This is a genomic window from Candidatus Sulfidibacterium hydrothermale, from assembly GCF_020149915.1.
In the GTDB taxonomy this organism is placed as follows: Bacteria; Bacteroidota; Bacteroidia; order Bacteroidales; family F082; genus Sulfidibacterium; species Sulfidibacterium hydrothermale.
On sequence record NZ_CP083760.1, the window covers coordinates 626711 to 650394 of the forward strand.

At 42.0% G+C, this 23684-nt stretch carries 16 protein-coding genes and 2 tRNA genes; 8 read left to right on the forward strand and 10 right to left on the reverse strand.

Going from position 1 to position 23684, the window contains the following annotated elements; genetic code table 11:
* Positions 1–44 precede the first annotated feature (44 nt).
* Genes LA303_RS02445 through LA303_RS02455 form a run of 3 tightly spaced genes read left to right on the forward strand, consistent with a single transcriptional unit; the run spans position 45 to position 3615 of the window.
* Positions 45–1607, forward strand: a complete 1563-nt coding sequence (locus LA303_RS02445; RefSeq protein ID WP_240526351.1) for a hypothetical protein — start codon at positions 45–47, stop codon at positions 1605–1607.
* A gap of 34 nt (positions 1608–1641) precedes the next feature.
* Positions 1642–2439 carry an O-methyltransferase gene (locus LA303_RS02450; RefSeq protein WP_240526352.1) on the forward strand — a complete coding sequence of 266 codons (798 nt, stop codon included), beginning with the start codon at positions 1642–1644 and terminating at the stop codon, positions 2437–2439.
* A 6-nt stretch (positions 2440–2445) separates the two neighbouring features.
* The gene (locus LA303_RS02455; RefSeq protein ID WP_240526353.1) at positions 2446–3615 is read left to right on the forward strand and encodes a TlpA family protein disulfide reductase; all 1170 of its coding nucleotides are present in this window, start codon (positions 2446–2448) and stop codon (positions 3613–3615) included.
* Positions 3616–4817: 1202 nt separating this feature from the next.
* Here LA303_RS02455 and LA303_RS02460 read toward each other — a convergent pair.
* The 3 genes from LA303_RS02460 to LA303_RS02470 form a co-directional block, all read right to left on the reverse strand.
* Positions 4818–4890, reverse strand: a tRNA-Lys gene (locus tag LA303_RS02460).
* 97 nt (positions 4891–4987) lie between these two features.
* Complete coding sequence (locus tag LA303_RS02465; protein ID WP_240526354.1) at positions 4988–6001, reverse strand: DUF1624 domain-containing protein; 1014 nt, start codon at positions 5999–6001, stop codon at positions 4988–4990.
* A gap of 54 nt (positions 6002–6055) precedes the next feature.
* A complete protein-coding gene (locus LA303_RS02470; RefSeq protein WP_240526355.1) occupies positions 6056–8443 on the reverse strand; it encodes a penicillin acylase family protein in 2388 nt (795 codons plus the stop codon).
* 305 nt (positions 8444–8748) lie between these two features.
* On the opposite strand from LA303_RS02470, the gene LA303_RS02475 reads away from it, so the two are divergent.
* Genes LA303_RS02475 through LA303_RS02485 form a run of 3 tightly spaced genes read left to right on the forward strand, consistent with a single transcriptional unit; the run spans position 8749 to position 13442 of the window.
* On the forward strand, positions 8749–10164 hold the full coding sequence (locus LA303_RS02475; RefSeq protein WP_240526356.1) for an FAD binding domain-containing protein: 1416 nt from the start codon (positions 8749–8751) through the stop codon (positions 10162–10164).
* 37 nt (positions 10165–10201) lie between these two features.
* Positions 10202–12460 carry a xanthine dehydrogenase molybdopterin binding subunit gene (locus LA303_RS02480; RefSeq protein WP_240526357.1) on the forward strand — a complete coding sequence of 753 codons (2259 nt, stop codon included), beginning with the start codon at positions 10202–10204 and terminating at the stop codon, positions 12458–12460.
* 19 nt (positions 12461–12479) lie between these two features.
* Positions 12480–13442, forward strand: a complete 963-nt coding sequence (locus tag LA303_RS02485; RefSeq protein ID WP_240526358.1) for an XdhC family protein — start codon at positions 12480–12482, stop codon at positions 13440–13442.
* Between the two features lie 52 nt (positions 13443–13494).
* Here the strand turns inward: LA303_RS02485 and LA303_RS02490 are convergent, their stop codons facing one another.
* The 6 genes from LA303_RS02490 to LA303_RS02515 all read right to left on the reverse strand — a co-directional run bounded on the left by LA303_RS02490 (position 13495) and on the right by LA303_RS02515 (position 21122).
* A complete protein-coding gene (locus tag LA303_RS02490) occupies positions 13495–15609 on the reverse strand; it encodes a peptidylprolyl isomerase (RefSeq protein WP_240526359.1) in 2115 nt (704 codons plus the stop codon).
* Positions 15610–15746: 137 nt separating this feature from the next.
* A complete protein-coding gene (locus LA303_RS02495) occupies positions 15747–17015 on the reverse strand; it encodes a hemolysin family protein (RefSeq protein ID WP_240526360.1) in 1269 nt (422 codons plus the stop codon).
* 94 nt (positions 17016–17109) lie between these two features.
* Positions 17110–17673: an LPS export ABC transporter periplasmic protein LptC gene (gene lptC, locus LA303_RS02500; RefSeq protein WP_240526361.1), complete on the reverse strand. Its 564-nt coding sequence runs from the start codon at positions 17671–17673 to the stop codon at positions 17110–17112.
* Between the two features lie 19 nt (positions 17674–17692).
* Entirely contained in the window at positions 17693–19087 is a 1395-nt protein-coding gene (locus tag LA303_RS02505) for a tetratricopeptide repeat protein (RefSeq protein WP_240526362.1), read from the reverse strand.
* Between the two features lie 21 nt (positions 19088–19108).
* Positions 19109–20404, reverse strand: coding sequence for a hypothetical protein (locus tag LA303_RS02510; protein ID WP_240526363.1), 1296 nt, complete (start codon positions 20402–20404; stop codon positions 19109–19111).
* Positions 20376–21122 (reverse strand): type III pantothenate kinase, encoded by a 747-nt coding sequence (locus tag LA303_RS02515; RefSeq protein ID WP_240526364.1) that lies wholly within the window; start codon positions 21120–21122, stop codon positions 20376–20378. Before LA303_RS02515 ends, LA303_RS02510 begins: the two co-directional genes overlap by 29 nt.
* A gap of 142 nt (positions 21123–21264) precedes the next feature.
* Here LA303_RS02515 and LA303_RS02520 point away from each other — a divergent pair.
* Both LA303_RS02520 and LA303_RS02525 read left to right on the forward strand, forming a co-directional pair.
* Positions 21265–21337 (forward strand) — tRNA-Phe (locus LA303_RS02520).
* A gap of 189 nt (positions 21338–21526) precedes the next feature.
* On the forward strand, positions 21527–22126 hold the full coding sequence (locus LA303_RS02525; RefSeq protein WP_240526365.1) for a hypothetical protein: 600 nt from the start codon (positions 21527–21529) through the stop codon (positions 22124–22126).
* 22 nt (positions 22127–22148) lie between these two features.
* Here LA303_RS02525 and asnS read toward each other — a convergent pair whose 3' ends face one another.
* Positions 22149–23588 (reverse strand): asparagine--tRNA ligase, encoded by a 1440-nt coding sequence (asnS, locus tag LA303_RS02530; protein WP_240526366.1) that lies wholly within the window; start codon positions 23586–23588, stop codon positions 22149–22151.
* Between the last annotated feature and the right edge of the window lie 96 nt (positions 23589–23684).

Sequence of the window (23684 nt, forward strand, 5' to 3'; positions counted from 1 at the left end):
CTGCGGGTTTATATCTTTGCAGAAAGAAAAGAAATAAGGGGGCAATGAAAAAAATACTGTCAGCCGTATTGTTGTTTGGTTTTCTGTTGTCAGGAAACCTTTTGCTGTATGCCCAGAAAAAAGGAGCTCCCCGCATTATCCGTATGGAAGTGGCCAGTGGAAATACCGATAGTTTTCATATGGCACCTATGGGATCGCACGGACTCTTGATTTTTTATGAATCTACGCAGGTTAATACGGAAGGCAAACGGCTATGGTATTTTGCTTTATTTGATAACATGCTTCGGCAAAAATGGTTGCGTCCTGTTCCGCTGACGGATCAGCTTTATTTTGTGAAAGAAAAAAGGAACAGTCAAAAAGTTTTCTTTGTTTTCCGGCACAGCAAAAAAGTAAAAAGGGGAAGTGGTTTCTATGATATCCTGGTTTATGATATCGGAAAACAAACTTTTAGCAGCGTACGGGGTACTATGCCGCTGAAAGCAAAGATTGCCGATTTTGCCATTTCGGGTAATGAACTGGCCTTAGGATTGAATCTGGAAAACCATAAAGCCGACATATTATTTGTTGATACACGATCGGGTTCTATCCGGGTAACCCATCTTACCCAACCCAAAAATGTTTTTATAGATGGTGTTTTTTCCAGTTCGTCAAATGGGGCGGTAATTGCTGTGGCAAACAACACGGAAAATAAGTCGACGGTATTGAACATGGTGTATGTTTTTAATCCGGACGGAACACTCCGCCAGAAGATCCCGGTTTCTTATTTCGATCCGATGAGCCGGTTAAGCCAGTTTGTTCTGGCTTCGGCTACCGAAAATCAAATTCAATTTTTTGGGGCGGTACACTTAGTGACCAAAGGCCGTTTTTTTGGTAATGATGAGGAAGATAATCCGAACACCGAAGGACTTTTTTATTTGGATCTTGTTAATGGAAAACAAAAGAATCTCAGGGTTTTTAACTTTTTGGATTTTAAGAATATTCAGGGGACATTTGGATTAGGAAGCTATCGCAAGGAGAGTGGAAAAGGTAAAAATGCGGCTAAAAAACCAACGACTCTTTCGTTGTTAAATATTACCCGTCCGGTGGTGCATCGAACAATCGAAGGCTATCTGGTTTCGGCCAATGCGTATGTTGCTTATTATAAAACCGAAAGCCACATGCAATACGATTTTTACGGAAATATGTTTCCAACCGATTATCGTGTTTTTGCCGGTTACCGGTTTTATGATGTGATTTTGGCAGGTTTTTCCAAAGATGGTAAAATGTTGTGGGATAATGATTTCCCTATGCAGAATATCCTGAGTTTCCGGATTGATGATAAAGCATTGGTATATCCCGACAGCAGTGTGGTGACGGTGGCGTATGTTTCGCAGGGACAGATTATCACACAAGATATTTACAGGGATAAGAAAATGGATGCCCGCGAAAAAGTAAATATTGTAAGTCGTTACCCGCGTGACCGTGCTGTGGGAAGCGGAGAAAATAAAATGATTCATTGGTACGGACATTATTTTTTGGTTTTTGGATATCAGGAGCTGAAAAACAGAGCCTTACAAAATCAACCCTTGCGAACGGTTTTTTATGTAAATAAAGTTACTTTGCAGTAAGCAAAGCCCTTTAATGGAGATAGGGAAGAAAAAAATGATCAGGAATAAATATTGGCAGATAAAAAGTTATATCGGTTATTGGTTTAAAGCCAAAACCCGGTATGGCGTTCATTCGCCGTTTGTGTACGATCTGGTGGAAAAAGTGTTGAAAGACCGGACGGAATATCCCGAATATAAAAAGATAGAACAGTACAAAAAAAATATCAGCAAAAGTAAAACGGTGATTGAAACGGTGGATTTTGGAGCCCGTTCAGACAACAAACCGTATAAAGAAACTTTTGAAAAAGTAGGGGATATCGTTAGAAAAAGGTCGCAGCGTAAACAACCGGCCCAGTTGCTTTTTCGTTTATCGCGATATTTTCAGCCCAAAAATATCTTGGAATTTGGTACGGCAGCCGGTATCAGCACGGCTTACATCAAAGCCCCCGTACCCGACAGCCGGATGATCTCCATGGAAGGTTGTGCCAGCCTGGCGGATGTTGCTTCTAATAACCTGAAGAAGCTGGGAATAAAAAATGTGGAAATCAGTGTCGGAGAATTTGATGTCACTCTTCCTTTGGTTCTTAACCGTATGGATCAGCTTGATTTCGTGTTTTTTGACGGGAATCATCGTTATGAGCCTACGTTAGATTATTTTAATCGTTGTGCGGAAAAAGCACATGAACATACCCTTTTTATTTTTGACGATATCCACTGGTCGCCGGGAATGGAAAAAGCCTGGGAAGCCATTAAAAATGATGCACGGGTTACGCTTACCGTAGATACTTTTTGGCTGGGATTGGTTTTCTTCCGCAAAGGAATGGAAAAACAACATTTTATTATCAAATATTAAAACCGGATGATGGACAAAATCAGCAAAACCACATTCTTTTTAATGGCGCTGGTCTTTTTGCTGGGGAGTTGTTCGCAAAAACAGGAAAACCCGATAGCGCAAATTGACAAAGCCATGGCACAGCACCGGTCGGTGCATTACAAAATACTCGAAAAGTACACTTATTCTTATACGCCGGATACAACGGTCACTCCGTATGAGATTTGGGCGGTGAAAGATTCTGTGGATAAATTACATCACGGATATGTGTGGATCAACAATTATTACCGGCCCTACAACATGATTTATGACCGGGGAAACTTTTATCTTGTTATTCCGCCCAAAAAGACGACGTTGCTGTACAAAAATTTCTCGGAAGATTTTATCTCTCCGGTAGATTGGGTGGATGTTTTTCTTCAATCCGACGGACTGCAAAAGCTGGTGTCGCAACCCGGTGTGCAGTATTCGGTTACTGATGTTACTTTTGAAAATAAAAAGTGTTTCCGGTTTCAGCTTCATTTTAAAAAAGAAAAAAAGGAGTATGTTTTTATTATCGATAAAAAGCAGCAGGTTCCTTTGTTGGCAAAGATGAAGCGGGATTACGGAAAATATACTTTTACAGAAGCGCTCTATTTTTCCGGCTTTCAGTTTGACGGCGTAAATAAAGCAGAGTTACAGAAAAAAGAAAAAGAAATCCTTGCTGCTAATCCGGTGCAACCGGGAACGGACTCGGAAATTTCCCGACTTGAGAAAATGTTGCATGTCGGGGACAAAGCACCGCTTTTTGACGGGAAGTTTTTTGCTTCCGGAAAACCTTTTCAGTTAAAAGACTATATCGGAAAAAAAGTAATTATTGTTGATTTTTGGTACACGCATTGCCCGCCTTGCGTAAGAGCTATTCCGGAGTTGTCGAAACTTTACGCCGAACTAAAAGATAAAGGCCTGTTAATTTTCGGATTGAATTCGGTAGATAACCGTCCGGCCAGTTTGGCAAACCTGAAAAACTTTATCGGCCGGAGGAACATCAGTTATCCGATTATTTTGACCCGGCCATCTGTTGACCGGCAATACAAAATCAACGGTTATCCTTCGATGTATGTCATTGACAAACAAGGAAAAATAGCTTTTGTCGATATTGGTTTTGATCAAGCAAAACTTTTTTTATTAAAACAAAAGGTGGAAAAGCTGCTCCGGTAAGTGGCATGTGTAGGCCTCTGGAAGGAGAGTGAAAAATCGTATTGAAATTTTAGATCCTTCGCTCCGTTCTCCACCGGATTCTGTCAAGACATCACTTCATGACTACAGACAGGATGTCAAAAAGTAAACCTAAATCATCTAATAATCAATCCGTTCCTTACTTATCCTTCATCTTTTCCAAGGACAAAAGTTTGAAATGCTTAAAGTTTAAAGTGCCTAAAATGGGAAATTCCCCAAAAACCAACCGGTATGTTCTGCTGAGCAACGCGAAGCATCTCGTTTAATGGTCTCCTTCATCGTTTGGGCGTCTGCTCGGACGATGAATTATCACTGAAGATGTAGTGTAATGGAGTCCCGGAGGGACGACTAATTACCATTGACGCTGAATTTATTCAGAGGCCAGTGTTCAACCCCTTTGGGGTTGTGGTTTTCTTGTGCTTATTTCCCTGCACGTCGTACAGGGTTATTCCGGTTTAATCCCTTCGGGATTAGTTATAAACACGAGATAAATACCTGGCTAACTTTAAGTATTTCACACTTTAAACTTTAAGTACTTTAAATGCCTAAAATGGGAAATCACGAAAAACAAAAAAGCAAATGACAACTCCAAAAGCCAACTGTTTTGTCATGTTGAACGCAGTGAAACATCTCTTTTAACAACTGTAATTATTTTTGAGACCCTTCACTTCGTTCTTCATAGGAGTCCTACGGACAGGATGACAGCAGAAACACGGTAAAATATTGATAATCAACCGTAAGCACTTGTCAATTATTATTTATCCATTCCCAATGGCAATGACTAATGACCAAGATTGAAATCCCAAAAAACAAAAAAGCAAATCGCAAAAAATCCTAAACTCTAACCAACAACTGTTTTGTCTTTCTGAGCGTAGCGAAGAATCTATTTTAATTACCGTGATTATTTTTTGAGATCCTTTACTTCGTTCAGGATGGCAGCAAAAACACAACTAAAACACTGAAAATAAACCAATTACTAATGACCAATGACTTTTTCCTATTCATCGGTACATCATTCTACACTCATCATTCATCCTTTCCCAATGCCCCTTTTTCCCACTAAAAATAAAACATCAAAAATCTCCACATCGTCCATCGAACATCCAAACATCCTCCATCTCCCATCCAAAGTTTTGGCATAAAAAAAGCCCTGCAAAGGAAGTTCCTTTACAAGGCCTTAAAAGTCTCCCCGCAGAGACTCGAACTCTGGACCCGCTGATTAAGAGTCAGCTGCTCTACCAACTGAGCTACGGAGAGAACGCTTTTTGAAAAGAGTGCGGCAAAATTACAATTTTTCGTTTATTTCTTTGGGCCTTTCCCGGAAAAATTTAGGATAAAACGCTCTTGGAAAATATCAGGATCTGATGCGTTCCCAGACCCGTACCAGCAAACTGGTTACTACCATCAGCAAAACAAAAAAGATAATCAGCATCAGGTAGTTTTCTTTTTTCTGGTAAAATACGCCCATATTTCCGGCAATGATCATGAAAAGAACATAAAAAGCGGTGACATTTCTTCCCAAAAATTCAAGGTATCCGGTAATTTTATTTTGAAATCGGTCCACCAGTGCTTTGGCACTTAATAACCACCAAAACAGGAAGTTTACGCAAAACAGAAAAAACAGAATCCCGTGGTGGTAAAACAGCATGTGCCGGATGGAAACGCTATATCCGAAAGGTAAACTGATGAGAAGCAGAATACCGGAAAGTATGGCCAAAACCATGTTCACGGTTTTGTTGTGCTTAAACTGATCGGAAACGAAAAACTGCTTGAAAAGATAAAAAGTATAACCTGCCAATACATAAGCAAACCAGGGAATGAACGGAAACTGGGCTTGCGGATATTTACCGTAGAAAAATGGCAGAATAATCGATTGCGGATGGGCTTTTTCGACCGGTGGAATAATGTATTGCAGCAACAAAAACACGATAATCAGCGTGAGATAAGCCAACACATGCCCACGCAACAGCTTGACAAGAAAAGCCATTACAATCAGGCTGATTCCGGCCAGAATTAAAATATCAGTACCAAAAATAATGTGCCAAATATCCTGTGTTACTTTGCCGCTGGCAATTTCATACAACAGGTAAGCATTACGGGCAACGTTAAGAAAGATACCGAGAAAAATAAGTTTTATTCCGCGTATAACATGATACCGTATGGAATGTTGCTGATGGGCGATATAATATCCCATTACGGTTAAAAACAGCGGGGCTACGGGAGGTCCGCCAATGAAAAGTGAGATCTTTCCTGTCAGGCCGTTTAAAATTTCCGGCCGGGCAAAATATTCCACTAAAACGAGCTGCACCATGGCAATGATGGCTACTCCCTTTAAAAAATCGGCTGTTCTGCTTCTCACTTGTTCCATCCGGTTTATTTTTAACAAAAATAAGGAATCCGCCGGGTAATGCACAAAACAGGCCTAATTTTTTGTTTTTTCCGGCAGCAGGGTCAGCATTTCCCCTTTTTTTATTTCTTTCAGCAACGTAATCTGTGTGCGGTATTTTCCGTTGACAAACAAGTGGGCCTGGTCGGCGTAATGCGGACTGAACACATTGCCCGATTGCCCGGTGGGAATCACCGAAAGGGCGTGATCCACATCGGCAAAATCAATTAAGAAACGTAATGCCGGTCCTGCAAGAACAGGATAAACGCCATGCTCGTTATAAACAAAACTTTCTTTGTCAATTACCTCATTAGCTCCTGACATGGGGAAAGGTCCTACGTTAAAATATTTATCAAAAGGTTTCTTTTTCCCGATAAGATGCTCGTTGGTTAGCTGATGAACCCGCCCCCATTTCCAGGTTTTCATGTCTGTTCCCATATTTTGCTTAAGTGCAACAGATGTTTCTGAAAAAGCTTTAATAAAAATGTCGGAACGGGTTTCTTTGGCTTTGGTGTTTACGTTATCCCACCAAACCGAGTTTTTATCTGTCAGCAGATGCTCAATCGAACCCCGGAACATATAACTTTCCATCAGTTTCCTGAAATCTTTTGTTCCCACTTCATCCTGCATGGCATCGCGTAAAACAAAATACAACAACTGGGTATAAATAACAGCACCGGTGCTAGCCGTATCATAATTGCCGTCCCAGTTTTGCAGCGCAGAAACAATTTTCGGATCCCCTTTATAGTTTCCCAGGTTATTCAAGATCAGATTGGTTAATCTCAGGTCGCGGTCAGAATGTACATCGAGCTGTATTTTTTCCATCTCTTTCAGGCTCCATTTGGGTTTCGACAGCAACAGTTTTTTTACTCTTGCTGCCCGGTAGCCGTGAAAATAATATCCGGGATAAACAATGCCATCCACCGGAGGCGGTGCATTGTTGGAGGTATTCAGAATGCCGTCGGGCGGATTGACTGACTGCGGGTTTTTGTCAAACGGATAAAATCCGGTAATATCGGCTTTGCCGGAAGCCCCGTTGAGAATCAGCCGTGGGTTAATTCCGGCGGGGTGAACAGGAATCCGCCCGGCACCCCACCAGGCAATATTGTCGTCCGTGTCGCCATAAACCACATTTAATCCCACGATGTCAATCAGAGAAACTCCCTTTTGGAAACTCTCCAGATCAGAAGCATGATTAATTTGATATAATGCCTCCATAGAAGTGGTTTTCAGGTGCATGGGAGCCCACCACAAGCTCACCGGAACATTCTTTTTCAGAGTAATACCGGACATGACCGAATTGAGTAGCGGTCCGTGAATAGTATAACGGATGGTAAACGGCACATCTTTTCCGCCTTTTACTTTAATTATTTCCTTTTTTGTGGTATAATTCAGCCAGGATGAGTCGTGTCTGTATTGATTCGGATTATCCGGATTTTGTTGCTCGGCATACAAATCCATGTTGTCAAACGGGAAAATGGTAAGTCCCCAGGCGTAATGGTCAGTATGGCCAACCAAAGCAAACGGGACACCGGCCAGATGATATCCGTAAATATGGAATCCCGGATAGCGGATGTCGGCTTCGTACCACACCGAAGGTTGTGAATATTTGATATGCGTGTCGTTGGCCAGCAGTACTTTGCCCGATTTGGAGTGCTCTTTACTGATTACCCAGTTGTTGGAGCCTTCCCAGATGGGAATGGGAACCAGACTTTGAATTCCTTTAACTTTTTCAAGAAGGTCAGCCAAAATAGCATTTTTAGAAGCATTTCCGTTTCCGGAAACGGTTGTTGAATCGGCATCCAAGTCTTTCAAGTAAGCATTGCCGTATTTTTCGTAAATCCGGTAATAAAGCGGATCTTCGTGCAGGGCACAGGTAAACGTCAGCGAGATGTATGTAACAATGCCAAATACATCCTGAACCGTAAAAGGTTCCGGTTTGAATCCCATCAGGGTAAATTCAATGGGTAGATGGCCGTTTTTGATAAATGCATTGATGCCGTCAACATAATCTTCCACTTCCTGTTTTACCGGTTCGTCGGCTTCTTTCATAAAACGTTCGGCACTTCTTTTGGCTATTTGATTTAGGGATAAAACCCGGAGATATTCATCTGTTTTCACCATGTTTTTCCCAAGGATTTCGGCCAGTCGTCCTTGAACAACCCGCCGGATCATCACCATCTGGAACAAACGGTCCTGGGCATGAACAAATCCGAAAGCATAATAAGCATCATGCGCATTTTGTGCCTGAATATGAGGAACCCCATACGCATCATAAGTAACTACGGTTTTTTTCTGTAATCCGCTAAGATGTAATTTTCCGGAATAGTCGGGAGCTGTGCTGCGCATCCAAAAATAAATAACGGCGGCAATAACCACAATGATGACCAGCAAAGCCAAAAGAATGCGTTTTAAAATTTTCATTTTTCGTATTTTTTTTAAAAACAGGGTGATACGTCGTATTTACGCTTTCAAATATACAATCTTTTTTTGCAAAGCAAAAGGATAGGGCCAAAAGGAGAAAGCCGATTCGTGCAAATATTGTGGAAACGAGTGGCGGTATGTTACCGGACGAATAAAACAAAAGGGTGCTAAATAGTTGTTCCTATACGAATGAATCACTATTTTTCGTTGTAGAAATAGTTGTTTTTTCTGAGTTGTGAACCGGTAAAAAAAGAAAATAGGATTATTATTTACCTTTGTCGGTTATACTTTAAAGATCTTATGCAATGATTACGTTCATTTTAAATGATAAGTTGATTCAAACGGAAGAACCCGCGGGAAGTCTTTTGCTTGACTTTATCCGTTACAAAGCCCATTTGATGGGGACTAAAGCCGGTTGTCGTGAAGGCGATTGTGGTGCTTGTACGGTTTTGGAAGGCGTTCTTGAAAATGGCGAAGTTCGCTACAAAAGTATCCTTTCCTGCCTGACTCCATTGGGAAATGTACAGGGAAAACATATTGTGACTATTGAGGGTTTGCAAAAAGAAAAAATGTCGCCCGTACAGCAGGCGATTATCGAAAACTCTGCTACTCAGTGTGGTTTTTGTACCCCCGGTTTTATTATGTCGCTTACGGCCCATTCGCTTGCTCCGGAAAAGTCTTCTCCGGAAAAAGTGGTAGATGCCATTAGTGGTAACATCTGCCGGTGTACCGGCTATCGTTCCATCAAACAGGCGGCCACAGATATTGCAACGGTTTTGGCAAAAAAAGACAAAAAAGACCCGTTGGGATGGCTCATCAAAGAAGCTTTTCTTCCGGAATATTTTCGGGATATTGCCTCCCGGCTGAAAGAAATTCAGCCTGCGGTACCGCAGGAAACAAAAGAAGGAAAATGGGTAGGCGGAGGTACGGATCTGTTTGTACAACAACCGGATGCTTTACGTACCCGGCCGCTTCTTTTTCTGAAAAAAGAGAAAGACTTGCAACAAATAAAACGCGAAGGCGATACCATTCGTATTGGGGCGGCAGTTACGGCGGGTGATATTATGCAAAATACAATCATGCAGCAGCATTTTCCCCAAATTAAAACTTACTTTAAACTTATTTCTTCAGAACCTGTACGAAATATGGGGACGGTGGCCGGAAACATTGTTAATGCTTCTCCTATTGCTGATTTAACCATATTTTTCCTGGCGTTGGATGCCGAATTGGTGTTGCAGGCAAAAACCGGTACGGAAAGAAAAGTGCCGTTGCGGAAGTTTTACACCGGCTATAAACAGTTAGTATTAACACCGGATGAGAAGATTACGGAAATCCGGTTTTCGTTGCCCCGGAATGTACATTTCAATTTTGAGAAAGTCAGCAAACGGCAACATTTGGATATTGCCAGTGTAAATTCGGCGATCTTGATCGAAAAAGAGGGAAATATCATGACCAAAGTTCATCTTTCGGCTGGTGGCGTTTATCCGTGGCCTTTTTATGCCGAAAAAACCAGCACTTTTCTTACCGGAAAAGAACTTTCTGTGGATGTGATCTTTGAAGCGGTGGAAATTTTGCTTTCTGAGATAGCCCCCATTAGCGATGTACGTGGAAGTAAGGCCTACAAAAGTTTATTGTTGCGGCAGCTTTTCCTGACTCATTTTGCCGGGATGTTCCCCGAAGATTTTACACCGGAATTGTTGTTTTCCAAACTGATGGCCTAAATGGTTTTATGGGTGAAGAAATAAAAAAATTGAAAAAATGAAAAATATAGATTCGAAAGGACATGTTACCGGAAAATCAATTTATCTGGATGATATTCCTGTCCGGCAAAATACACTTTATGCCGCTGTTTTTGATGCAACGGTAGGACATGCCAAAATAAAAAAGCTGGATGTTTCCGAAGCGGAAAAAACACCGGGCGTTTTTGCGGTTTTAACTTACAAAGATATTCCGGGTGAAAACCAAATTGGTGGCATTATCCCGGATGAAACCCTGTTGGCAGAAACGGAAGTGCATTATCAGGGAGAACCGATTGCTGTGGTGGTGGCAGAAAGTGAAGCCATAGCCCGTGAAGCACGTAAAAAAATACATGTGGAATATGATCCCTTAGAAGTGGTGACCGATCCGCGTGAAGCGGCTGAAAAAGGAATGTTACTGGCTCCTCCCCGTACTTTTGCTATGGGCGATCCGGAAAAGGTTTGGGATAAATGTAAATATGTTTTTAGCGGCCGTGCCGATTTGAATGGCCAGGAACATTTGTATATTGAAACGCAGGGTGCGTATTGTATTCCCAAAGAGGGCGGACGGTTCATGGTTTATTCATCAACACAAAGCCCTACGGCTGTACAGCGCGCCATTGCAAAAATTTTGGGAACCGGCATGCATACGGTTCAGGTGGATGTAAGGCGTTTAGGGGGTGCTTTTGGCGGAAAAGAAGATCAGGCTACACCCTGGGCATGTATGGCTGCACTGGCTTCCAGTCACTTGCAGAAACCGGTAAAACTGGTGCTCTCACGTGCTGATGATTTGCGGATGACCGGGAAAAGGCATCCGTATACTTCTGATTTTAAAATTGGTTTGTCGGAAGATTTGAAAATTCTGGCTTATGAAGTAATGTATTACCAGAACGGCGGGGCGGTGAATGATCTCTCTCCGGCTATTGCTGAACGTACGTTGTTCCATACGACCAATTCGTATTTTATTCCTGACGTAAAAGCTACACTTTACAGCTGTAAGACAAATCTTCCGCCCAATACGGCATTTCGTGGTTTTGGCGGACCGCAGGGGATGTTTGTCATGGAGTCGGCCATTGCCAAAGCAGCACAGGAGCTTGGCGTTCCGGCAGCTGCCATTCAGGAAAAAAACCTGCTGAAAGAAGGCGATCTGTTTTACTACGGACAAAAAGCCAAAAAGGTAAATACCCGGAAATCATGGAAAGCTGCTTTTCAGGAATTTAAAGTGAAAGAAAAACAAAAAGAAATTAAAGAGTTTAATCGGAATCATCCGTTTGTGAAAAAGGGGCTGGCACTCATGCCCATCACTTTTGGAATTTCTTTTACAGCTACTTTTCTCAATCAGGCCCGTGCGCTGGTACATGTTTATACCGATGGTAGTGTTGGAGTAAGTACCGGCGCCATTGAAATGGGGCAGGGGGTGAATACGAAAATGATTCAGGTGGCGGCATTGGCTTTTGGTATCGATCCGGCACGGATCAAGGTGGAAAGTACAAACACTTCGCGTGTGGCTAATACTTCGCCTACAGCAGCCAGCTCGGGAGCCGATTTGAATGGTCAGGCTCTGCTTACGGCTTGTAAGGCTATTGTCCAGCGATTGAAAAAAGTGGCAGCAGGATTGACAGAAGCCCGGCCTTCTGCTATTGAACTGCATGACGAAAAAGTTTTTGTTGATGGAAAAGATGCCGGAATCCGCTGGGAACAGTTGGTTACAGAAGCTTATTTGCAACGGATTAAACTCTCGGAAACCGGTCATTATTCCACGCCGGAAATTTATTTTGATAAAAAAACCGAAAAAGGAAATCCGTTTGCTTACCATGTCTACGGAACAGCCGTAGTTACGGCTACAGTGGATTGTTTACGTGGAACTTATAAGCTGGATGATGTGCAGATTATTCATGACTTTGGTGAAAGCATGAACCTGATTATTGATACCGGTCAGGTGGAAGGCGCTGTGATACAGGGAATCGGATATGTAACCATGGAAGAAATTGTTTATGATCAAACCGGACGGTTGTTATCGAACACGCTTTCTACCTACAAGGTGCCTGATATTTACTCGCTTCCGGAAACTTTTGTGGTGAAACCCTTAAAAACAACCGGGCCTAAGCATGCCATTCTGAAATCGAAAGCAGTGGGTGAGCCGCCGTTTATGTATGGCCTGGGGGCTTACTTTGCTATCCGCAATGCCATCCGGACCTTTAATTCGGGGTTTGATGGTTTTGATGCGCCGATAACTCCTGAAAAGGTATTATTGGGTTTGTACGAAAATAAAAAATCATAAACGGAATATTTCCGATCTTATGCAATCCATCTTCTCATTTATTCATTCCCATCTTTTGCAGGGGCAAAAGGTGATGCTGATGACGGTTATCGGTCGTGATGGCAGCAGTCCGGGAAAACAGGGTTTTAAAATGGCCGTAGCTTCTGACGGGACTTTTACCGGTTCTATTGGAGGCGGTGTAATGGAACACCGGCTTTCGGAACAAGCCCGGCGTCTTTTAAAACAACCGGATCTTCCGGCTCCTTTCATTGTATTTCAGGATCATGATCCGGAGGCCAAAGACAATCGTTCCGGAATGATCTGCTCCGGCGGGCAAACGATAGCCTTTATCCCATTAACCCAGCAAGAGCTTGCCGTGGTCCGGCAAATTCTGGATGCTGTTGAAAAGGAAGAGAAAGGAGTGATGGCCCTGACAGAAAAAGGAATTGCTTTTCGGAAAGGAGAAGAATTGACGGTTCCGACAGAAAGCCAGATTCTTTCAGAAAGTCGATGGGAATATAAGCAACAACTCGGGATGCCCGATACGTTGTACATTTTTGGCGGCGGCCATGTAGGACTGGCTTTGTCAAAAATATTTAGTCATCTCGATTTTAAGATTGTCTTATTTGATAACCGGAACGGGCTCAATACCTTTGAAGAGAACCGTTTTGCCCATGAAAAACAGGTTGTCCGCTATACTGAAGTAACCGGTTTGGTACCGGAAGGTTTTAATGTGTATGTGGTCATTGTTACTTTTGCTCACAAAAGTGATGAACAGGTATTGGAACAGATGCTGGGGAAAGACCTGAAATATCTGGGATTAATGGGAAGTGCAAAAAAGATAGAAACCATTTTCGGAAATCTGAAAAAGAAAGGTTTTACGGATGAGCAGTTGTCGAAAGTTCATGCGCCCATCGGATTTCCAATCAACAGCGAAACGCCGGCTGAAATAGCGGTGAGTATTGCTGCAGAGATTATCGCCGTGAAGAACGGCGCAAAATAAAAAAAGCCGGGATTTCCCCGGCTTTTTTTATTATCTGTTTTTTCCATTGATTTTAATAGAAAGTAATGCGGTTATCCTGAATATCGGCAGCATCTTTGATGGCGATGTACGGATAATCCTGAGCAACCCTTTGTTTGAATTCGTTCAGGTAAGGGCTGATAAAGGCTTTGTAGTTATGTAACTGACCGGCTTTGCGCAAGGCATCCAGGCTAACAACAAAAGTAGCTGCATTTCCTACGATGGGCTGGCTTACGGTTTTGTCTTTCATGCCAAATACTGTCCCGATAACTTTGTCTTCCATTCCAAATCCGACAATGTTACGCGAATTGAAAGTCAGGTTGTCCATCGACTGTTTTTTGGTTTTGAAAGCAGCAGCCAGCTTATCTAAATTGCCGTGATATTTTTCCATTTCTTTGGCCAGGTATTTTCCTTTCACCTGGTTGATCACAAACGGTTTAATGCGGTCTTTTACTTCGTCGAGCGAAGGAATACCGGCTTCATATCTTTTGGTTACCACTGCTACGGCGTATTGTCCTTCCAGATCGAATACATTGGAAACAGTTCCTACATCGGTACTGCTTTTGAAAGCCCAGCGTACAATGCTGCGGGCGTTTTCCAGTCCGGGAATGTAGTAAGTGTTTTCGTACATCCGTGGCATAACATGTACTTGCAAATGCTCTTTTTTGGCCACTGCTTCAAAAGCTTTTTGATCGTGTGCTTCCGAAGCAATTTTACTGGCTTTGGCAAATACGTTTTGATAAGTGGCGTTGCTCGGGATGATATCCTGTGCTACCACAGCCACTTTTACTTTTTTGTTAAAGTCTTTTTTGCCGGTTACTTTGATAACATGGAATCCGAATTGCGATTCGGCAACCGTGAAATGTCCCACTTTGGTTTTTACCACCGCTTCGTTAAATGCCGGAACCATTCTTCCATCCATAAACCAACCCAGATCGCCATGATTTTGCACTACAGATCCGTCATTGGAAAATTTATCAGCCAATGTTTTAAATTTAGCCGGATTCCGTTTTAAAACACGATACAGGCTGTCGGCCAGTTTTTTGGCTTCTTCTTTGGTGCGGGTTACCGACGGATCGGTACGGAAGGCTCCTTTGTAAGCGATGAGAATATGTTCGGCTTTCATAGAATCAGGCCGGACAGCTACAGCCAGTAAACGGGCCATAACAAAGGTGTTGCCAATTTTTACCGGACCGGCAACGGTTCCCGGTTTAGCATGAAATACCACCGAATCAATAGGAGCCGGAAGAACGCCTTCTTTCAGCCAGGATGTGTCATAAATATGGTCGGAGTTGGCTTTGGCAAACTGTAAAGGATTATCGGTTTTTTTGAAATCTTCAGCCGTAAGGATAGCTTCTTTACGTGCCTTGGCAATATCGGCAGCCGATGGTAACACATTAAAAGAAACATACTCAATGGCACAGCCTTTTTTCTGTTTGAATTCGTTTTTGTGTTCTTCGTAATATTTTTCGTAATCGGCTTCCGTAACTTTAATTTTGCTTTCAGGCACATTAGAATATCGGGCAGCGATATATTCGATGTCAGCCCGTGTGTTTTGGTTATCATACATCCGTTGGGCGATGGCTTTAGGAATATAATAGCCTTGTGCAATAAGGGCGTCGTATTTTTTCTGCATTTGGTCAGCACGAATGTAATCTTCAAGCATTAACCATTGCTGTTGGGCATTTTCGGGTAATTGGTTAAAATGTTGCAGGTATTGAATGACCAAACTTCTGTCGTAACGTCCGGTTTTTGGATTGGTAAAGTAACGTTTGATCAGCGGATGAGGATTGGGACCCTGAATTAGGTTAAACATTTCGTCGGTACCCACCTGAATGCCCAGGTCTTTGTATTGTTGATCCATTAAAATCTGTCTGACAAGCTGTTCCCAGGTTTGTTCACGCAGACGAAAAGTTTCGTTGGTACTCAGGCTTTTGGTATGTTGTTGCTGTTTGGCATTTGCAATGTTCTGGTCCAGTTTTTTATTGAAATCCATGATGGTAATTTCCACACCGTTTACTTTTCCGGCATTTACTTCTCTGCGGTTTCTTCTTTTCATGAAGTCACCCAGAATAAAAGCGGCCAGAGCACCGCCAATTACAATCACCAAAAGAGTGGAATGTTTCCTAATACTTCCTATAGCTGCCATCTTCTAATTTTGTTTAATAAATTTTGAGCTGCAAATGTACAAATTGATATGATATATAAAAGAGGTATAACGAATTTTGATTTTGTTAATCATTTGTTTACCTAAAATTGAGTTTTTACGGTTTGATGAAAGTCGATTTAAGCGTGTTTTTTCATGAGTATTTCTTCTAACCGGTTACCGGAAGCTTTTAGAATCTTAAACGAAAACGGGGGAATTTCCACTACTTCATGAACCGGTGGAATACTTTCGGAGTAGTGTAAGATGAGACCTGCCAGCGTTTCATATTCTTCTGATTCCGGCAGGTTAAGCTGATATTTTTCATTCAGATAATCTACTTCGAGCCGTGCCGAAAACTGGTATTCATTTTCGGAAAGTTGTTTTTCCACCACCTCGTCTTTGTCGTATTCATCTTCAATCTCACCAAAAATCTCTTCAATGATATCTTCCATGGTGACAATGCCGGAGGTTCCCCCAAACTCATCCACGACAACCGCAACACTTTTATGCTTTTTAATGAAAAGGTTTAAAACGGTGCTGGCAGCCATCGTTTCCGGAAAAATTTCTACCGGCCGCATTACCTGCGATATGTTTTTTGGAAATTTGAACATATCGTAGGCGTGTACATAACCTAAAAGATTATCAATGGTTTCTTTGTAGATCATGATTTTTGAGTGTCCTGACTCGGTAAAAAGCCGACGTAGAGTGGCTATTTCTTCGTCAATGTCAGCGGCAACGATTTCGGTTCGCGGAATCATGCAGTCACGCAATTTGATGTTCTTAAACTCAATGGCGTTCTGCATCATTTGTATTTCCTGAACAAAGGTTTGATCTTCCGGTTTTTCCTGTTGCAGTTCCTGAACGTATTCGTCCAGATCAATGGCGCTAAAAGTGTATTTCTGCGAAGAAACATCCACCCTTAAGAAAAGCCGTATGATCCATTCCGAAATGCCGATATACAAGAAAATTAAAGGGTAAAACAGATAATAGAAAATCCATACGGGGATGGCAAAGGTTTTTAAAATGGCATTGGGACGGATGCGAAAAAAAACTTTGGGCAGAAACTCTGAAACAATCAGAATGAGCAGTGTGGCCAAAATGGTTTGCAGAAAAAGAATATAAAACTCCGAATGCATCGAAGGGGGTAAAATGTTTTTAATGGCCGGTTCGAGTACCAAAGCCATGGCGATGCCATAAACAACCAGCGCCATGTTATTCCCCAGCAGTAAAGCCCCGATAAATTTTGACGGATGATGGTAAAACGGAGCAAGAATCCGGGCTGGCAGAATGTTGCGCTTCAGATCGAGTTCGTGTTTTAAACGACTGGAGCTGACAAAAGCGATTTCCATTCCGGAAAAGAATGCAGACAACAACAATGATAGGGCTATAATAATCCAGATCGTACTCAAAACAGCAGCTTTTTTACCATAAAATCTTTTTCATCTGCAAAAGTAGGTATTATCCGTTTTTATCAGACATCTTGTTAAAAACGGATTTTTATCTTTAAAAACCAGTGGTGTCTTCCGAAACATCAACAGTACCGCGAATACCGTAAATGGTTCGTTGGGTGAATTTTTCACTGGCTTTCATACTATCGCCGTAAATGATACGGTCAGGACTGGTGATCTTCAGAAAACCCGGGGCATAAATAATGTGTTTTCGCTCGTTCCAAATCAGTTTGTTGGTGTTAAGTTGTTCGTGTGTTTTCAGGTTTTTAACTACAACACTATCTTTGGAAATAAGCAACCCTTTTTTGTCGTAACGAATACCAAAACCTGCACGGATACTGGAAATTGCTTGTCCGGAGGTGTCATAAAAGATTACGTTGAAACCTTTTGGAAATTCGGTGTAAGGTTTGTCGCCTCCGTATTTTAATAACAGCGGACTGGTTAAAACCAATTGTTTTCTCCCGGAATCTGTTCGAATGTAGTGAATATGAGTAGCTGTCAATTCGGCTAAGGTGTCTAAAGCACTGATTTGCTGAACGACTTTAATGTTGTTTTCACAAGAAAAAAGCGTCCCCATTGCCAAAACAACAGCGACGCTTTTAAATAAATTCCGTATCATATTTTTTATGCCGGCCTGTTTAGTTGGAAGGCCGTGCTATAGTGGTTACGTTAATCCAGCAGCCAACTTTGTATTTATCTCCCGGTTTGATGTTGTAGAAGAACATCGTTTCTTTGGTGGGGAAATATTTTTTGTAGATGGAAATCTTATGATTCATGGCATCGGTCATGGTCGGATCTACCTGTTTGGCTTTGCGGAACATATCCACGGCAGCCCAGAAAGCTACTTTTTTAGTCAAAGCATTTTTGCCGCATTTTTCGGCACTGGCTGCATACAGGTCGCCAATGAATTCGTAAGCTTTACCATTATTTGGCTGCAAGCGAATAACCTTACGGGCCATTTCACGAGCCATCGGGTAATCGTTCTTTGTCAGATAGGTTTGTGCCATGAGCAGATAATCATCTACCAAATCGGCAGTATCTTTCATGGTAGTACTTTTCTTCAGGTATTCCAGCGCTTGATCGTATTCTTTCTTTTGCAGTAACATTTTACCAATCAGGAAAGCGGAGTTAGGATTAGGCTCTATTTTATAGAGGCTGACCAGCGCTTTAAAGTATAACGGTTCGTTATAGCAATGTTTGCTGTCCAGTAAACCGACAATTTTCTTCAGCAGGACAGAATCGTTGGGGTTCTGATCATATTTTTTGCTGAAAACACGTGCAAGGTCACCACAATTGGCAAAAGGTTCGAAAGTCATTTCGATGTATCCTTTTACGTTTTTGTATTCGGTAGCACGGCGCATGTTGTTTTGTGCTTTGTAGCGGGCGATATTGGCATCAATATAGCCGGTAATGGTGTCGTAGGCATTAATTAACGCCAGGGTGTCCAATTTTCCGGCCTGTACCATACGGGCTACATCCCGGAAATAATAAGCCAATACAGCAGCAGTAGTTCTGTCTTTGTCCAGATCTACAGATTTTTTAAGGATGTAGTAGGCTTTTTCAAATGATTCGGGAGATACCTGATAAAGGGCAATTCCTTCCCGGCCGCGTACATATCCTTCCTGAGGCAAGTGTGTGCGGTAATTATTGGGAAAATATTTGATTCGTTTGTCGAAAAGCATCATCAGGGTATCGACCAGCGCTTTCTTTTTATCCTGCGGAGCATGTTTGATTCTCCACCGCATGATTTTATCCCCATCTACATAAATAGCTTCGGTAGAACGCGGGCAATTGTTAAATACCCAAATCCAGGGCTGGATAGCATCTTTAATGGCTTCGTTTTTGTAATGACTTTGTCTCCATTGACGATACGATTCAGTGTATAAGGAGAGATTCATTAAACATTTGATGCTGTCTTTGCCGTATTTTGGGCCGTTGTTGTTCTGTGGCACAAAGCTTTTTACCGGATTGCCAGCCAGCGCTGAGAGGCTGAATACCAATCCCAAAAAGAAGATGAAAAGTTTTGCTTTCATTTTTAAAAGTGTTTAGTTTAATTATCTGTATTTACGTTTATAAAACCAAGTTTCTACAATATTTATACCTAACGAGAAATTAAAAAATGTTTTTTTGACAAGATGATCTTTCAGAGCACCCCGACTTCCTAATTCCATGGCAAAGGTAATATTGTTTCTGGAATGTTTAAAAGGAAATGTAAATCCGCCGGTAATCGCAAATTCGTTGATAGAATATCCGTAAACCCTGACATAGGTTTGGTTGAACCGGGCACCCAAACGATAAGTCATCCTTTTACGAAGCGGCGAAATGGTGGTGTGTTTGGGAGTATAAGCGCCTCCAATCGCTACCCGCCAGGAATCCTGCAGGGAATCGGCCTCGCCGAACTTTCGGAATTTTGACCATTGTTGCCATTCTCCGTCCATTCCTACAAGCCATCGATCGCCTTGCGAATAAGTAAATCCTAACCCGTAAGTGGCCGGGATATAAACACTTCCGCTTTCTTCCGGCGAATAGTCAATGGTATCTCTCGGATAATCAACAAAGTTGTCGTAGCCACCCGTTAGCGTGTAAGTGGTATTCGACCGTACGGCATGGACATTAATTCCATTGCGGTAGATGGCTCCCAACGTTAATTTTCTGCCTTTGGCAAGATGAATATCATATTGTACACCCCAGTCAAATAAAAAGTCACTTAACCGGATGTAGTTTTCCTGTTTGGTTCCAAAAATATAAATGGAATCGGGGAAATAAATGATGTTGTATCCCCGGCCATTTCCAAACAGATAATTGATATTTACGCCAAGTCGCAGGTTTTTGGTAACCTTAAAAGCGTTTCCGAAAAACAACAGCGAAGTTCCTCCTTTTCCATAGCGGTCGTTATATACGCTGCCAAAAGGAGGGACCAATGCCGAAACACGCGTATCGTATCCTACCTTACTAAAGGGGGTTACTCCGAATGCTACATGCCACCACCGGGTAGCCTGAAATCCCATGCTGATGTTGCTCAGCGTGGCGTAGTTAGAACTTTGTTTTTCCTGGGTGTTTTGCAGGGTGCTGACATTTCCGATAATTCCTGTTTGGAAAATATAGGTAAGCGAATCGAATACGCCGTAACTGGCCGGGTTGGCCATGTTCAAAATGTTTTTTTCGGTTACGCCGTAGGAAATTCCCCCCATAGCCTGTAGTTGTGAACTGATGTTTTCACCATACAATTGCCCTATTCCATAGGCTGAAAACGGAGAGTTAATGTCTTGGGCATGAAGCCCTGTAAAAAACAGTAACAAAACCAAAACCAGCCCGCTCTTTTTAAACTTTATCCTCACTTTTTTTTTCATTAAAATCCAATATCTCCTTCAGTCCTTGCAACACAAAATTGGGGAGTGCAAAGATGTTATTTTTTAACCGTTTATCAAAATATTTTTCGTCGCCGCCACTCAGCACAATTTTTAGCCCCGGAAACCGCTTTGCATAAGCCCGAATCATCCCTTCCATTTCAGCAGTTATTCCGTTTAAAACCCCTGAAGCAATAGAAGTATTTGTGTCATTTCCCACAAGGGGAGGCGTGGCAACAAGTTGTTTTATCAACGGAAGTTTTCCTGTAAAAGTATGCAGTGCTTTTAATCGCATTTGTAATCCGGGACTAATTGCACCGCCGAGGTACTCTCCTTTATGGTTGACAATATCGTAAGTGATGGTCGTACCGGCATCAATGACCAGGACATTTTCCCCGGGAGCAAAAGCCTGTGCCGCAGCGGCAATGGCCATGCGGTCTTTCCCCAGGGTTTGTGGCGTTTTGTATAAAAGCTTAACCGGTAAAGGGGTTTGTGAATCCAGTTTCAGGTAGTAAAATCTTTGGGATAAAAAAGTATCAATTTCTTTGGGATAGGTTGTTACGGAAGATAAGATTGCCGCATGAATATCCGGGTAGTCTTTTACAATATCCTTCAGTATATCTGTGGAAAGAGAAGTATAAACCCATACGCTCTCCATCTGTTTTTCAGAAAAAACAGCAATCTTGCTTCGTGTATTCCCAATGTCGATAATTAGTTTCAAAGGCTATTTTTTGAACTGATGCAAAAATACACTTAAACCGGCCGGTGTGCAAACAAAACATGGGCAGGGTAAATTTTTTAACTTTTTTAAAGAATTTTTTTGGAGAAATAAAAAAAAGCGTATTTTTGCCGCTCCAAAAGGCGGTACCATAGCTCAGTTGGTAGAGCAACGGACTGAAAATCCGTGTGTCCCTGGTTCAATTCCAGGTGGTACCACTTCAACCTCCGGAAGTTTCTCCGGAGGTTTTTTATTTTCAGCCAGATCAAAACCAACCATTTACTTTCATTTAAGTTTTTAGTGTATTCCGGATTTACCGGTGATGGAACAGTCCCGTAGTACTTTTTTATTCGAAAGTTTGTTTTATGGCTTGTTTTTTGTTTCTTTTGTAAAAAACCCTTGGCCCTATGAGAAAACATATTCCTCTTTTATTAATGGTTGTTGCTATTTCGGTATTTCTTTCCCGGTGTGCTACCAGCAGCGTCGATTTTGTTACAAGCCAATATGATCAGGTAAAAAAAGAGAAAAGAATTCGTATGAGAATTACTTTTCCGTATGTACGAGAACGTTATACAACGTTTTATTCGTTGCAAAAAGATATCTTGAAAATCATTAAGGCCAATGGCGAGACGCAGTATCAGGTGTTTGACCGGCTGAATGTGAGTATAGACAGCTATCCTCTTAGTGATACCGTTTTTCTTATTGCCGATAATCAGGCTTATCCCATTGTTGTTCGTCACCGGAAAACAGAAATCTTTCACCATCCTGAAGTGGAAAAAAGCCAAGTTAGGAAAAACGATTCAACTACCGTTTCGGTAATTTCAGGGGTGAACGAAAAAGAATACAAAAGTATTCAGTTTCAATATCCGTTGACCCGGCAGGAAGTAAATGCCTTGCAACATGCCGATTCCGCATCGTTTCAGTACTATGCCAATCCGGATGTGTACAAGCTGAAGCTTTCGTACTATACGTTAAAACGGCTAAAGAAGTTTTTTGCCAAGCAATAACGGTAAACCAAAATTCTTTGGTTTAAAACTCCAGGTTTTGTGGTGTTCGTGGGAAAGGAATGACATCGCGGATGTTGCTCATTCCGGTTAAAAACAGAATAAGCCGTTCAAAACCCAATCCGAATCCCGAATGCGGAACCGAACCAAATTTTCTTGTTTCGAGATACCACCACATCGAAGATTCCGGAATGTTCAGTGCTTTAATACGGTCATACAGTTTGTTGTAGTCTTCTTCGCGTTGAGAGCCTCCGATGATCTCACCGATCTGAGGGAATAAAACATCCATGGCGCGGACGGTTTTCCCGTCTTCATTTTGTTTCATGTAAAAAGCCTTGATATCGGCCGGATAGTCGGTCAAAATTACCGGACGTTTGAAATGTTTTTCTACGAGATACCGTTCGTGTTCCGATTGCAAATCGGCTCCCCAGGCTTCGATGACATACTGAAATCTTTTTTTCTTATTGGGTTTCGAGTTCATCAAAATCCGGATAGCTTCGGTATAGGAGAGCCGGACAAAAGGTTCGGCAAGAATAAAGTTCAATTTTTCAATCAGCTCCATTGAACGTTCATTCTGTTTTTTGTTTTTTTCTTCCTCTTGCTGGCGTTTGCTTAAAAACTGCAAATCGTCCATACAGTGATCCAAGGCATAGCGAATGACATATTTCAGCATTTCTTCTGCCAGGTCCATGTTGTCGTCCAGGTCGTAAAAAGCCATTTCGGGCTCAATCATCCAAAACTCGGCAAGGTGCCGGGTGGTATTGGAATTTTCAGCCCGGAAAGTAGGGCCGAAGGTGTAGATTTTTGACAAAGCCAGTGCAGCCAGTTCTCCTTCGAGCTGACCGGAAACGGTAAGGTTGGCCGGTTTGCCGAAAAAGTCTTTTTTGTAGTCCACTTTGCCATCTTCGGTTTTGGGAACATTTTCCAGGTTAAGGGTGGTCACCTGAAACATTTCACCGGCTCCTTCAGCATCCGAGCCGGTAATAATAGGGGTGTGGATGTTGTAAAAATTCCGTTCGTTAAAAAATTGATGAATGGCAAAAATCATGGCATGCCGTATGCGGGCGATGGCGCTGAAAGTATTGGTACGAAAACGTAAATGGGCTTTTTCACGCAGAAACTCCAGACTGTGTTTCTTGGGTTGTAGCGGATATTCGTTAGGGTCAGCTTCCCCTAAAACGGTGATTTCTTTTGCCTGAATTTCCACTTTTTGCCCGCTTCCTAATGATTCGGCCAGTACGCCGTCCACAGAAAGAGCTGCTCCGGTGTGAATTCTTTCCAGGATTTTTTCAAAAACATCATTTACTTCCACCACAATTTGAACATTTTTAATGGTGGAGCCGTCGTTCAGGGCAATAAAGGCTACATTTTTACTGGCCCTTTTGGTGCGAACCCAGCCTTTAACGTTTACAATCTCTCCAAAATCAGTGCGTTCCAGCAGATATTTAATTTCTGTTCTTTTCACAATACATCCTTTTAAATGAATTTGCAAAAGAACTAAATTTCAGGGAAATGAAGAATGAAAAAGAAGATTTTTTGTTGGATTTGTCTCTTAAACCGT